The 12,834-nt window shown below is 49.2% G+C and carries 12 protein-coding genes; 4 read left to right on the top strand and 8 right to left on the bottom strand.

Features of this window, described 5'->3' with window-relative positions:
* Positions 1-185: 185 nt before the first annotated feature.
* Positions 186-1,151, bottom strand: a complete 966-nt coding sequence (locus MON37_RS09845; protein WP_242883537.1) for an IS30 family transposase — start codon at positions 1,149-1,151, stop codon at positions 186-188.
* 312 nt (positions 1,152-1,463) lie between these two features.
* Entirely contained in the window at positions 1,464-1,742 is a 279-nt protein-coding gene (locus MON37_RS09840; RefSeq protein WP_039408258.1) for a hypothetical protein, read from the bottom strand.
* Between the two features lie 294 nt (positions 1,743-2,036).
* Between MON37_RS09840 and MON37_RS09835 the strand changes: the two genes are divergently transcribed.
* The 4 genes from MON37_RS09835 (at position 2,037) to MON37_RS09820 (ending at position 5,311) form a co-directional block, all read left to right on the top strand.
* Positions 2,037-2,729 (top strand): S24 family peptidase, encoded by a 693-nt coding sequence (locus MON37_RS09835; protein WP_039408255.1) that lies wholly within the window; start codon positions 2,037-2,039, stop codon positions 2,727-2,729.
* Between the two features lie 208 nt (positions 2,730-2,937).
* On the top strand, positions 2,938-3,276 hold the full coding sequence (gene erpA / locus MON37_RS09830; protein WP_003680162.1) for an iron-sulfur cluster insertion protein ErpA: 339 nt from the start codon (positions 2,938-2,940) through the stop codon (positions 3,274-3,276).
* Between the two features lie 331 nt (positions 3,277-3,607).
* On the top strand, positions 3,608-4,276 hold the full coding sequence (locus MON37_RS09825; RefSeq protein ID WP_039408245.1) for a hypothetical protein: 669 nt from the start codon (positions 3,608-3,610) through the stop codon (positions 4,274-4,276).
* 192 nt (positions 4,277-4,468) lie between these two features.
* Positions 4,469-5,311 (top strand): class II glutamine amidotransferase, encoded by an 843-nt coding sequence (locus MON37_RS09820; protein ID WP_039408243.1) that lies wholly within the window; start codon positions 4,469-4,471, stop codon positions 5,309-5,311.
* A gap of 53 nt (positions 5,312-5,364) precedes the next feature.
* Here the strand turns inward: MON37_RS09820 and MON37_RS09815 are convergent, their stop codons facing one another.
* From MON37_RS09815 to tldD, 6 genes are all read right to left on the bottom strand, one after another.
* Complete coding sequence (locus tag MON37_RS09815; protein ID WP_039408241.1) at positions 5,365-5,706, bottom strand: hypothetical protein; 342 nt, start codon at positions 5,704-5,706, stop codon at positions 5,365-5,367.
* A 129-nt stretch (positions 5,707-5,835) separates the two neighbouring features.
* Positions 5,836-6,885: a Fic family protein gene (locus MON37_RS09810; protein WP_039408238.1), complete on the bottom strand. Its 1,050-nt coding sequence runs from the start codon at positions 6,883-6,885 to the stop codon at positions 5,836-5,838.
* On the bottom strand, positions 6,885-7,850 hold the full coding sequence (locus MON37_RS09805; protein WP_242883644.1) for an IS30 family transposase: 966 nt from the start codon (positions 7,848-7,850) through the stop codon (positions 6,885-6,887). The genes MON37_RS09810 and MON37_RS09805 overlap by 1 nt, the downstream gene beginning before the upstream one ends.
* 281 nt (positions 7,851-8,131) lie before the next feature.
* Positions 8,132-10,405, bottom strand: coding sequence for a Tex family protein (locus MON37_RS09800; RefSeq protein ID WP_039409707.1), 2,274 nt, complete (start codon positions 10,403-10,405; stop codon positions 8,132-8,134).
* 127 nt (positions 10,406-10,532) lie between these two features.
* Positions 10,533-10,868: a hypothetical protein gene (locus MON37_RS09795; RefSeq protein ID WP_141764181.1), complete on the bottom strand. Its 336-nt coding sequence runs from the start codon at positions 10,866-10,868 to the stop codon at positions 10,533-10,535.
* Between the two features lie 280 nt (positions 10,869-11,148).
* Entirely contained in the window at positions 11,149-12,645 is a 1,497-nt protein-coding gene (tldD, locus tag MON37_RS09790; protein ID WP_209323773.1) for a metalloprotease TldD, read from the bottom strand.
* Positions 12,646-12,834 lie beyond the last annotated feature (189 nt).

The following is a 12,834-nucleotide window of genomic DNA, read 5'->3' as shown; positions in this document are numbered from 1 at the left end:
CCTTGCCGTACTAGCTGTACTGTCTGCGGCTTCGTCGCCTTGTCCTGATTTAAATTTAATCCACTATAAAAATGGGGTTTCTGTTAGAGAAGGGCAGTTTGTACTGAGTTTTGATTGGGCATTGGCGGGAAGTTTATAGAATTTTAGACATTAAGGGTCCTTGGATTCGGATTTCAAGTGCAACACTAGGGTACCAGTGGTTGGAACAGATTTAAGAATAAAACACTTGGCGTTTCGTAGCCAAGTGTTTTTCTCGGCCGGTGGTTCAACTCATCTTGAACCCTGCGTATCTCCCGATCGCTGATGTTTCGGAAATCGGTTTGTTTGGGGAAATATTGCCGGATGAGTCCATTGGTGTTCTCATTCAGCCCTTTCTCCCAAGAATGGTAAGGGCGGCAAAAATAGGTTTTCGCCTTCAAGGCTTTGGCTATTTTGGTGTGTTGGTAGAACTCTTTGCCGTTATCCATGGTGATGGTGTGGACTCTGGCTTTATATGCCTTTAATACCCTAATGGCCGCCCGGGCAGTGTCTTCGGCTTTTAAGTTCTTTAATTTGCAGATGATGGTGTAGCGGGTAGTGCGTTCGACCAAGGTCAATAACGCGCTTTTCTGATTTTTGCCGACGATGGTGTCGGCCTCCCAATCGCCGATGCGGGTTTTCCGGTCGACGATAGCAGGTCGGTTCTCTATGCCGACGCGGTCGGGCACTTTGCCTCTGGTCCATGTGCTGCCGTAGCGTTTGCGGTAGGGTTTGCTGCATATTCTGAGGTGTTGCCACAAAGTGCCGCCGTTGCTTTTGTCTTGGCGGAGGTAGCGGTAAATAGTGCTGTGATGGAGTGTGATCCCGTGGTGTTTATGCAGGTAGGCACATACTTGTTCGGGACTGAGTTTGCGGCGGATAAGGGTGTCGATGTGTTGAACCAGCTGCGAATCGAGCTTATAGGGTTTTCGCCGGTGCTGTTTGGTCAGCCGGCTTTGCTTCTGTGCTTTTTCGGCGCTGTATTGCTGTCCTTGGATGCAGTGCCGCTTGATTTCTCGGCTGATGGTGCTTTTGTGGCGGTTGAGCTGTTTGGCGATTTCGGCGATGGTGCAGTGGCGGGACAGGTATTGGATATGGTATCGTTCGTCTTGGGTCAGTTGTGTGTAGCTCATGGCAATCTTTCTTGCAGGACAGGCCGTATGCTACCGCATACTGGCCTTTTTCTGTTATGGAAAGTTGCACTTCAAATGCGAATCCGCCGTCGCCTGAAAATTTTCAGACTACCCTTAAATATACAGTAGTGGTCAATATTTCAGTACGGATCCAACCGGTTTGTTAGCCTCATGCCTGTACGTTGGATATAAATGCCTAGTTGGGTCGGAGAAAGTATTTTCAGACGACATAGAAGGTCGTCTGAAAAGCTTTGGTTTGAAAAAGTAGGTATCGGCATTCTATAAAACTGCACAGTTCCGGAAATGCAGCAGTTATTCGTACACAATGCCTGCAATTATCTCGTGTTCGTTCAACCCGCCGTATTGTTGTTCCCAATCGTGTGAGGCTTCGAGTGTATCGCATTCTTGGGCGACGGATAATTGGATACCGTCCATTTTGTCGGAGGCCATTCCGCTAAGGCGGTCGCACATCTCGGCAGAGAGATGTTGTTCGGAAGATTGATGGGCTTCTGAATAACTGTAAGGGAATGCCAAAAATCCTAAAACGAAGGCAGTAACGGCGAGCCATGCATTTTTACGGTAACGGGTCATTATATCCTCCAATCAAATGAAACTAAGATTTTTCTTACTTGCTTGTGTCAAACAGCCTTTGCTTCATGAAAATCTGATTACAATCATCGTAATATATGCCATGTTCTACCTGATTATGGCTGAGGAAGGCCTGGCTTGTTTGAAGCGTTAGAAGAATCATACTAAGCAAAAACAAAAAATGCAATACTTTTTCTTAATTCAACTAATATTTTTCTTACATTTTTAATAAAACTAAGGTAAAATAAACCCACAAGTGCTTCATTGTAGGAGGCGCATTTCAGCCTGAGGATCGATATGGATACATTTAAAGACAGATTGGTGTTTTTGTGGAAAGACGAAGCGCGCCAAGCCAAAATTGCCGCAGACATTGATATGACCATTGCGGGATTTAGTAGGATTTGGAACGAAGGCGGCTTGCCGAAATCGGAAACTCTAAAAAAAATCAAACAACTGAAAGGTTGCAGTATTGACTGGCTGTTGACTGGGGAGGGGAGTCCGTTCCCTAATGTGCAAGTTCCGTCTTCTACTGCAGTTGCTTATGATACATTGGGTAATCCGGTTGATATCGACGAGTTTGTCTTTGTTCCGCGTTATGATATTCAGGCTGCCGCCGGACATGGGCGGTTAGTAGGTGATGAAAAACCTGTTTTTACCATGGCATTCCGTCGGTATTGGGTAGAAAATTATGTTACTCGTGATACTAAAAACCTTTCCGTTATTTCGGTCAAGGGGGATTCTATGGAAGGGGTTTTGAATGATGGGGATACTATTTTAATCAATCATGCTGAGACTGCGCCGAAGGATGGGCTGTACGTTTTGAGGCTTAATGAGAATTTGTTGGTAAAACGATTACAGCTGATGCCAGGCGGAGTGGTGAATGTGATTTCCGCCAATGAGGCTTATCCGACTTTTGAAATTGATTTGAATAATTTGACTGACGATGTTGCCATTATCGGGCGTGTCGAGTGGTTCGGGCGAAATATTTGAATGGTGTAGTCCTTGTATTTTCAGACGACTTGTTAAGTAGTGGTTTATGGTTTTTATCTCTATTGATAAATATAGAGGCGGACTCCATCTTGCATGGAGAAGTCCGTGAAGCTGTAACTCTTGATGCCGGTCAATCTGAGGGCAGACTTGCTTTAGGTTAAGGTTTGCAGGACAATATCGAAAATATTCATATAAAAGGAAACACATCATGTCAGACGAAAGTCCAATTATTTTCACTGATAGCTGCTGTACCAAGGTTGCCGATTTGATTGCAGAAGAAAACAATCCCGATTTGAAATTGCGCGTGTTTGTTAATGGCGGAGGTTGTTCGGGATTCCAGTATGGTTTTACTTTTGATGAAATCAAAAATGATGACGATTTTGAAATTCAGAAAAACGGCCTAACTTTCTTGGTGGATCCGATGAGCTACCAATATTTGGTTGGTGCGGAAATTGATTACACTGAAAGTTTGCAAGGATCGCAATTTGTTATTCGTAATCCGAATGCGGAAACGACTTGCGGTTGTGGTTCATCCTTCTCAGTTTGAACCATATGTAGATAAAAAAGGCCGTTTGTTTATACAAACGGCCTTTCGTTTGTAATTGCTTTCCAATAAAAATCATCTGTCTTATAATCTATAATTCCCTTTGGGAATATTTACTCATGTACTATCTGTTATTTGATTTACATTCGGCTTAGTGCCGATAGGTTGCATACCCAAAGCTAATTATCAGATAGTTGGGTAATTTAGGAAGTTTCGGGAGTAGTGTCTAAGTCAGATGATAGGTTGACGGATCGCTGCCGTGTATCATGGTATAAGCAAAATCAAGCCGGTTTCCGTGAATGGGATTAAAAGTTCGGTTTGTTCTAGGATAACAATGAAAAACTCTGACAAACTTTACGATGTTTATGTTTCTTATCCGCCAGATGTTGATCATGAGCGTATCAATGCATGCCTATATGATAACTTGCCGGAAAAAGAAGCAGAAGATTTGGTTCAGGCACTTTCTGAACGTCCGCAAGCGATTATTGCCGAGAATTGTACGCAGGATGAGCGCGAGAATGCGCAGCAGTATTTCAACTACTTGGGGCTTGATGTTATTGTGCGTCAGTCCATGGAGTTGCAGGTAAGTGAGGACGAAGGTAAAAACGAGGAAGCGTCTTTAAAGCAATGTCCCGTTTGTATGACGATTACGGAGGATGTGGCAGCAGAGGAATGTGCCGTCTGCCATTTCCATTTTGCCAGTGCAACCGAGCAAATCATCCAGCGTAAACGTATTGAGTGGCAGGAAAAGGTGGCGTTTGAGCATAAAAAACAAGCTGAAATCGCTCACAAATTGCAACTTGAAAAAGAGCGGGAAGAAAAGTTGATGCGGAAAGAAATCCGTGCCGAACTTGAAAGCAAATTGCGGCAGGAGTTGGGGCAGGATCCTAGACTGGAAGCCCTTACTTCCAAGCGCAATATGATTGTTCTAGTTTCTGTTTTGGGTGTGTTGGCTATGTTCGGCTTGGTAGCGGCAGGATATTTGGCAGCCAAATATCTTTGATGAATGCTTTTAAATTTGAATATATCGTAGGCCGGATTTCATTTTGAAATCCGGTTTTTATTATTGGGATGTCCTGCTATGAAGAGTTATATTGATTTTATGAGGATGCTGTATCGTGTCTATTGAAACGGACTGTCCAATGTACCATAATCCGATTGTTCCATTCCTATTAAAGCAATAAAGGTCAAAATCATGTGCCAACTGCTCGGCATGAATTGTAATACCCCAACGGACATTATGTTTTCCTTTGAAGGCTTCCGCCGCCGCGGCGGTATTACCGACCATCATGCAGATGGATTCGGTATCGGTTTCTTTGAAGGGAAAGGTGTACGCTTGTTCCACGATGACAAGCCCAGCGCAAATTCCCCGGTTGCCGACCTGGTTCGCGCCTATCAAATTAAATCTGAAAACGTCATTGCCCACATCCGTAAAGCCTCGCAAGGGCAGACCTCTTTGGCCAATACCCATCCTTTTATGCGCGAAATGTGGGGCGAATATTGGCTCTTTGCGCATAATGGGCATTTGATTGATTTTTATCCGGAACAAGGCGAGTATTACCATGCTGTCGGTACGACCGACTCCGAACGTGCATTTTGTTATATCCTCAACCGGCTTCGCAGCCGCTTTGCTGAGAAACCTGATTCCGATACTTTGTTTGATGCCGTTGCTGCGCTAACTCACGAAATTCGCCGCTTCGGATTGTTCAATTTTGTGATGTCCAACGGAGACTGCCTGTTTGCCCATGCCAGTACGCTGCTGCACTATATCGTGCGTAAAGCTCCTTTCGGCAAGGCACGGCTTTTGGATGATGACGTGATGATTGATTTTTCCGCAGTTACCACCCCGAATGACAAAGTCTCCGTTATTGCCACATTGCCCTTGACCCGCGACGAAACTTGGTCGCAATTAGCCGTTGATGAATTGGTCATGTTTCGAGACGGTGATATTGTCCGCAGCGACCGCCCCGAAAGCCCTGTTTACATGAGTGCGGAAGAGGGGTTGGCAATCGCCCGCGCAGTCGGCGTGTCCGTATAAATATGAAAGGTCGTCTGAAAAATGTTCAGACGACCTTTTTTATGTCGCTTTTATCAATAATTGGTCGAGCAGAACTGCTCACGTTTATCCGCATCGGCGGCATAACACGTCAAGCCCATGCCCGCCGCGTTGCTGTTGCTCGCCTTCGCTCCCGGTTTTTTGTTCACCAAAACCTTGCCGTTTTTCCCGATCTCCACGGTTACGGCTTTACCGTTTTTCAGCTTCCATTTCAACACCTGCGCATCGGCATTCTGACACTTGTTGACCGTACAGCCGCCTTCAGCCGCGACATTACCGTTTTTATAAATCACACACTGTTGCTGGCTGTCGGTACAAGCCGCATAGGCAGCAACGGAAAAACAGGAAATCAGCGCAGCAAACAAAACAGGTTTCATGGTTTAGACTCCTTGAGTGGTGATGATGGGTTTGCAATATCTCAAACTATACGCCTGTTCGTATCGATAAGCCATCGGGCGTCAGGTAAGCAATATATTGATTCGATATTGGGTAAGTTTCAAATGTTATCAATCAGTTGGTAATAAAATATTCATCAGCGCGATATTGATATAGTAGTTGCTTCTGCCTATCTTTTCTTTGTGCAGGAATCCGCCTTCTGTCAGTTCGTCCAGGTATTTGGCGGCACTGGGGCGGGAAACTTTCAGCGTTTTCATCAGGAAATCGATTTTTGTGTAGGGATGATTGAACAGGTGGTTAATCAGGTCTTGGCTGTAGAAGTTGAAGTTTTCCCTGATGCGGTGTTTGTAGTCCAGCATCGCCTGATGGATCTGCTGCACGGTATCGATGCCGTCCTTGGCGGTTTGTTCCACGGCTTCCAGCATATACAGCAGCCAATCTTCCCATTCACCCGTATCGCGTACGTGTTGCAGCAGGCGGTAATATTCGTTTTTGTTCCGAACCAGATAGCGGCTGAGGTATAAGACGGGAATATCCAGCAATCCGGTTAAAACCAGATACAGCACATTGATAATCCTGCCTGTTCTGCCGTTGCCGTCGTAAAACGGGTGAATGCTTTCAAACTGGTGATGGAGCAGCGCCATGCGGATAAGCGGGTCGATAGGTTTTTCCGTGTTGTCGTCGTTGATAAATGCTTCCAATCTGCTCATCAGGCGGATGATGTCGTCCGTATGTTGCGGCGGCGTATAGACGGTTTCGCCGGTACGGTCGTTTCTCAGCATCGTCCCCGACTGTTTACGGAATCCGGCACGGTTCTTTTCCAACTCGGCCTGTATCGTCAAAATATGATTGTTGGTCAGCATTCCGTGTTCTTGGATAAGGTCGAAGCCGCAATGCAGTGCTGAAGCATAATTCTGCACTTCTTTGATGGCAGGACTAGACTGGCTTGCCGATATTCCTGCACGGAACAGTTCGTCATGGGTGGTAATGATATTTTCGATTTCAGAACTGTCTTTGGCTTCCTGCAAAGACAGCGTGTTAATCAGAATGCCTTGGTTGGGAATGCTGCGGCAGATGCCTTTTAATTCGGCCAGATAACGATGTGCGGAATTCAGTTTTTTCAAGACAGGGACCTTGGATTCGGATTTCAAGTGCAACACTAGGGTACCAGTGGTTGGAACAGATTTAAGAATAAAACACTTGGCGTTTCGTAGCCAAGTGTTTTTCTCGGCCGGTGGTTCAACTCATCTTGAACCCTGCGTATCTCCCGATCGCTGATGTTTCGGAAATCGGTTTGTTTGGGGAAATATTGCCGGATGAGTCCGTTGGTGTTCTCATTCAGCCCTTTCTCCCAAGAATGGTAAGGGCGGCAAAAATAGGTTTTCACCTTCAATGCTTTGGCTATTTTGGTGTGTTGGTAGAACTCTTTGCCGTTATCCATGGTGATGGTGTGGACTCTGGCTTTATATGCCTTTAATACCCTAATGGCCGCCCGGGCAGTGTCTTCGGCTTTTAAGTTCTTCAATTTGCAGATGATGGTGTAGCGGGTAACGCGTTCGACCAAGGTCAATAACGCGCTTTTCTGATTTTTGCCGACGATGGTGTCGGCCTCCCAATCGCCGATGCGGGTTTTCTGGTCGACGATAGCAGGTCGGTTTTCTATGCCGACGCGGTCGGGCACTTTGCCTCTGGTCCATGTGCTGCCGTAGCGTTTGCGGTAGGGTTTGCTGCATATTCTGAGGTGTTGCCACAAAGTGCCGCCGTTGCTTTTGTCTTGGCGGAGGTAGCGGTAAATGGTGCTGTGATGGAGTGTGATCCCGTGGTGTTTATGCAGGTAGGCACATACTTGTTCGGGACTGAGTTTGCGGCGGATAAGGGTGTCGATGTGTTGAACCAGCTGCGAATCGAGCTTATAGGGTTTTCGCCGGTGCTGTTTGGTCAGCCGGTTTTGCCGTTGGGCTTTATCGGCGCTGTATTGCTGTCCTTGGATGCAGTGCCGCTTGATTTCGCGGCTGATGGTGCTTTTGTGGCGGTTGAGCTGTTTGGCGATTTCGGCGATGGTGCAGTGGCGGGACAGGTATTGGATATGGTATCGTTCGTCTTGGGTCAGTTGTGTGTAGCTCATGGCAATCTTTCTTGCAGGAAAGGCCGTATGCTACCGCATACTGGCCTTTTTCTGTTATGGAAAGTTGCACTTCAAATGCGAATCCGCCGACCGTTTCGAGGTCTGCTTCGGGAGGGAATTGTTCGATCGAGTACATTTTAGGTTTTCGGTTAATTAATAAAAAAATCCCATTTTTTTGCTATATCGCTTCGATATGATAAAAAAACGGGATTTTTTTTACAATTTAATTTTATTTATTTGTTTCAAAACGGTTTTACTTTAAATAGCACTTCAGACTAATGTTACCGCTTCAACTTCGCAAACGCATCTGCCATCGCCGAATTGGTCGGGGCGCGGTCGTTGCGTTGTGGTTTGCGGTTGCGGCGTTCAGAGTGTTTGCTTTCAGACGGCCTGTTGCCTTTGGTTGCGCCGCCCGCTTCGTCATCCAGCCGCATGGTCAGCGCGATGCGTTTTCTGGCGGCATCGACTTCCAGCACTTTCACTTTCACCACGTCGCCGGCTTTCACCACTTCGCGCGGGTCTTGGACGAACTTATTGGACAGGGCGGAGATGTGCACCAAGCCGTCTTGATGGACGCCGATGTCCACAAACGCGCCGAAGTTGGCGACGTTAGAAACCACGCCTTCGAGTATCATGCCGACTTGCAAGTCGTTGATTTCGTGAATGCCTTCGGCAAAAGAGGCCGTCTGAAACTCGCCGCGCGGGTCGCGGCCGGGTTTTTCCAGTTCGGACAGGATGTCCAGAATGGTCGGCAGGCCGAAGCGTTCGTCGGTGAAGTCGGACGCTTTGATTTGCTTCACAAGCTCGCGGTTGCCGATGAGTTCGGCGGCGGTAATGCCTTGTTGCGCCAGCATTTTGGCGACGACGGGATAGGCTTCGGGGTGGACGGCGCTCGCGTCCAGCGGCTCTTTGCCGCCGTTAATCCGCAAAAAGCCAGCCGCCTGCTCGAAGGTTTTTTCGCCCAAACGCGGTACTTTCAGCAGTTTTTTGCGGCTGTCGAACGCGCCGTTTTCATCGCGGTAGGCGACGATGTTTTGGGCAAGGGTCTGATTCAAACCGGAAATCCGCGCCAAGAGCGGGGCAGAGGCGGTATTCACGTCCACGCCGACAGCGTTCACGCAGTCTTCGACCACCGCGTCCAGCGATTTGGCGAGCTGGCTTTGGTTCACGTCGTGCTGATACTGGCCCACGCCGATGGATTTGGGGTCGATTTTGACCAACTCGGCGAGCGGGTCTTGCAGCCTGCGGGCGATGGACACCGCGCCGCGCAGGGAAACGTCCAAGTCGGGGAACTCGCGTGCCGCCAGTTCGGACGCGGAATAAATCGACGCGCCGGCTTCGGAAACGACGATTTTGTGCAGCCCCATTTCCGGCATTCCGCGCACCAGTTCGCCCGCAATTTTGTCGGTTTCGCGGCTGGCGGTGCCGTTACCGATGGCGATGAGCTTCACGCCGTGCTGCTTAATCAGGCGCGACAACGTTGCCAACATATTGTTTTCTTGATGCAAATAGACAATGACGGTATCCAGCAGCTTGCCCGTGTCGTCCACCACGGCGCATTTCACGCCGTTGCGGTAGCCGGGGTCGAGACCCAAAGTCGTCAGCCGTCCGGCGGGCGCGGCGAGCAGCAAGTCTTTGAGATTGTGAGCGAACACGGTAATCGCGTCGGTATCGGCGGCTTCTTTCAGACGGCCTAAGGCTTCGAGTTCCAGCGACAAAAAGATTTTCGCGCGCCAAGTCAGGCGCACGGTGTCGCGCAGCCATTTGTGACCGTCTGAAATCTTGAAACGGCGGGCGATGATTTGCTCGTATTCGCTTTGCTGGGTAATCGGCGTGTCGTCGGGCTGGTATTTGAGCGCGATGTTCAACACGCCTTCGTTGCGGCCGCGCAAAACCGCCAGCGCGCGGTGGCTGGGCATGGCGCGGACGGGTTCGCGGTGGTCGAAATAATCGCTGAATTTTTCGCCTTCGGTTTCTTTGCCTTCAACGACTTGCGAGTGGATTTCGGCTTCGTTCCACAGCTTGTCGCGCAGCGTGCCGATGAGTTCCGCGTCTTCGGCAAACTGCTCCATCAGAATCGCGCGCGCGCCGTCCAGCGCGGCTTTGGCGTCGGGGACGTTTTCGTTCAGGTAGCCTTGCGCGGCGGCTTCCACGTCCTGCGGCTGCTCGGCAAGCAGCACGTCCGCCAGCGGCTGCAAACCGTGTTCGCGCGCGATTTGCGCTTTGGTGCGGCGTTTGGGCTTGTAGGGCAGATACAGGTCTTCCAGCGCGGTTTTGTTGTCGGCGGCTTCGATTTGCGCCCTGAGGTCGTCTGAAAGCTTGCCTTGCTCTTCAATGCTTTTTAAAACAACGGCTTTGCGCTCTTCCAGCTCGCGCAGGTATTGCAGCCGCTCGGCAAGCTGGCGCAGCTGCGTATCGTCCAGCCCGCCCGTGGCTTCCTTGCGGTAGCGGGCGATAAAGGGCACGGTCGCGCCGTCGTCTAAAAGCTCGACGGCGGCGGTGATTTGCGCGGCGGTAGCGGAGAGTTCTTGGGATAGGATTTGGGTGATGTTCATGGGGAAAGGTCGTCTGAAAAAGTGATTATTATATCAATGGCAGAGAAGGGTGGAGGAGTCGTCTGAAAATGGAAATCGGTTTGGAATACATGTCAAATCGGTTTCAGACGACTTTTATCGTGAGGCATTAGGCTGTCGTTTTCTTTTTCTGTTTTTTTAGCCAGTCCTTTCCTAACAAGATGCCGATGGTGGCGCAGAAGAGGGCGGCAAACCACAAGTAGAATCCGGCACCGTAGCCAGTAATGCCGATAACTTCGGAATTTTTGTGAATCGTAGTAAGCGAGAAAGTCAGTATGGCGAGGACCCACATAAATACGAGCAGCCATTTCATCATCCATATTTCGATTTGTTTTTGATACCAATACAGAATGACTGCCGCCATCCAAAAATAATTGGCATAGACGGCAAAATAACCAATATTGAAGAAGCCCATAAACCAGCTGAAGAGGGAACCTAGCGTCAAGATATAGATGCCGTTATGGGCTTCCCCTTCTCCGTAGAAAAAGACAGTGCAAAAAAGCGATGTTATCCATAAGATGATGGATAAGGTGTTAAAAAAGGCAGAAATTTTATTTTGGTGTTTCATGGTGGATAATGGTTCTGAATAGGAAATGCGGTTAAAACGGCAAACTTGCCGCTATTTCTGCGTGCGTGGGAATATAGGTTGGCTTGAATATGTTACAAAACGTCGTCTGAAAACCCTAAATACAGTTTTCAGACGACGTTTGACTTTGCTACCTGCCTTAAATCTCGCTACCGCCAACGGTCAACCCAGCATCAATCCGCAAGGTCGGTTGTCCGACGCCGACAGGAACGCTCTGCCCGTCTTTGCCACACACACCGACACCGCTATCCAACGCAGTATCGTTACCTATCATGGAGACGTGTTTCAAAACTTCGGGGCCGTTGCCGATGATGGTCGCGCCTTTGACAGGATATTGCAGTTTGCCGCCTTCGACCCACCATGCTTCGGATGCGCTGAAGACAAATTTGCCGCTGGTGATGTCCACTTGTCCGCCGCCGAAATTGACGGCGTAAATGCCTTTGTCGATGGACGCGATGATTTCGTCGGGTTCGTAGCCGCCGTTTTCCATAAAGGTATTGGTCATGCGCGGCATAGGGGCGGAGGCGTAGCTTTCGCGGCGGCCGTTGCCGGTGGATTGCGTACCCATCAGGCGGGCGTTGGTTTCGTCCTGCATATAGCCGACCAAGATGCCGTCCTCAATCAATACGGTGCGGCGTGTTTCATTGCCTTCGTCGTCGATATTGAGCGAACCGCGCCTGTCGGCAATGTCACCCTGATCAACGACGGTAACGCCTTTGGTGGCAACGCGCTCGCCGATTCTGCCTGAAAAGACACTGGTTTCTTTGCGGTTGAAATCGCCTTCCAAACCGTGTCCGACGGCTTCATGCAGCAACACGCCCGGCCAGCCGTTGCCCAAGACAACGGTCATTTCGCCTGCGGGTGCAGGGCGGGATTCGAGATTAATCAGGGCTTGTTTGACGGCGGAATCGACAAACTGCCGCACCAAAGTTTCATCAAAATAAGCCAAGTCGTAGCGACCGCCGCCGCCCGCGCTGCCCTGTTCGCGCCGGTCGCCCTGTTTGGCGATGACGGTAACGTTCAGGCGCACCATCGGACGGATGTCGGCGGCGTGCCTGCCGTCGAGGCGGGCGATGTAAATCATGTCGTATTCGCAAGTCAGCCCCGCCATCACTTGCACGATGCGCGGATCGGCGGCTTTGGCAAGCGTTTCCACTTTGTTCAATAAGGCAACTTTGGCGGCAGAATCGAGACCGATAATGGGATTCAGCACCGCATGGACGGATTTGCCGTATGCGGCGGACGGCACTTTGACAGAAGCTTCGCCGCCTGCCGCGCCGATGACGCGGACGGCTTGGGCGGAACGGTTGATCGAATCGATACACAAACTGTCCGCATAGGCAAAAGCGGTTTTTTCGCCCGAAACAGCGCGCACGCCCACCCCCTGATCAATTTGGAAGCTGCCCGATTTGACGATGCCCTCTTCCAAATGCCAGCTTTCAAAAGCAGTGCGCTGGCAGTAGATGTCGGCGTAATCGACGTGATGCGCGCCGATGATGCTCAGGCTTTTGGCGAGCAGCTCGGGAGAAAGGTGATTGGCTTCGAGTAAATCGCGCTGTACGGTAGCGTAAGTTGAGTGCATGGTTTTCAGACGACCTTCAAGGCTGGGGAAACTGGGGGCTTGATTATACGGCATTTGTTATGGCTTTGGATATGTCGATTGTTTGTATTTATAAGGGGTTAGGGTCGTCTGAAAACAAGGGGCGGATAGGGATGATTTCTCAGATGGACCGGTATTTACATAATTAAACTGTTTTGAACATTGCATATTGTCATTTCATGTTGTACATTTGTATTCAAATGAATACAAAACAAATCAAACGAA

This window comes from Morococcus cerebrosus, assembly GCF_022749515.1.
Lineage (GTDB): Bacteria > Pseudomonadota > Gammaproteobacteria > Burkholderiales > Neisseriaceae > Neisseria > Neisseria cerebrosa.
Note: the sequence above shows the minus strand (reverse complement) of the source record. Positions and strands in the feature narration are given on the sequence as shown.

What these genes read in the sequence shown, in the direction of transcription:
- MON37_RS09815 (WP_039408241.1), bottom strand. Translation starts at nt 5,706, where the DNA reads ATGAAACCTGTTTTGTTTGCTGCGCTGATTTCCTGTTTTTCCGTTGCT.
- MON37_RS09840 (WP_039408258.1), bottom strand. Translation starts at nt 1,742, where the DNA reads ATGACCCGTTACCGTAAAAATGCATGGCTCGCCGTTACTGCCTTCGTT.
- MON37_RS09800 (WP_039409707.1), bottom strand. Translation starts at nt 10,405, where the DNA reads ATGAACATCACCCAAATCCTATCCCAAGAACTCTCCGCTACCGCCGCG.
- erpA (WP_003680162.1), top strand. Translation starts at nt 2,938, where the DNA reads ATGTCAGACGAAAGTCCAATTATTTTCACTGATAGCTGCTGTACCAAG.
- MON37_RS09820 (WP_039408243.1), top strand. Translation starts at nt 4,469, where the DNA reads ATGTGCCAACTGCTCGGCATGAATTGTAATACCCCAACGGACATTATG.
- MON37_RS09825 (WP_039408245.1), top strand. Translation starts at nt 3,608, where the DNA reads ATGAAAAACTCTGACAAACTTTACGATGTTTATGTTTCTTATCCGCCA.
- MON37_RS09835 (WP_039408255.1), top strand. Translation starts at nt 2,037, where the DNA reads ATGGATACATTTAAAGACAGATTGGTGTTTTTGTGGAAAGACGAAGCG.
- tldD (WP_209323773.1), bottom strand. Translation starts at nt 12,645, where the DNA reads ATGCCGTATAATCAAGCCCCCAGTTTCCCCAGCCTTGAAGGTCGTCTG.
- MON37_RS09845 (WP_242883537.1), bottom strand. Translation starts at nt 1,151, where the DNA reads ATGAGCTACACACAACTGACCCAAGACGAACGATACCATATCCAATAC.
- MON37_RS09805 (WP_242883644.1), bottom strand. Translation starts at nt 7,850, where the DNA reads ATGAGCTACACACAACTGACCCAAGACGAACGATACCATATCCAATAC.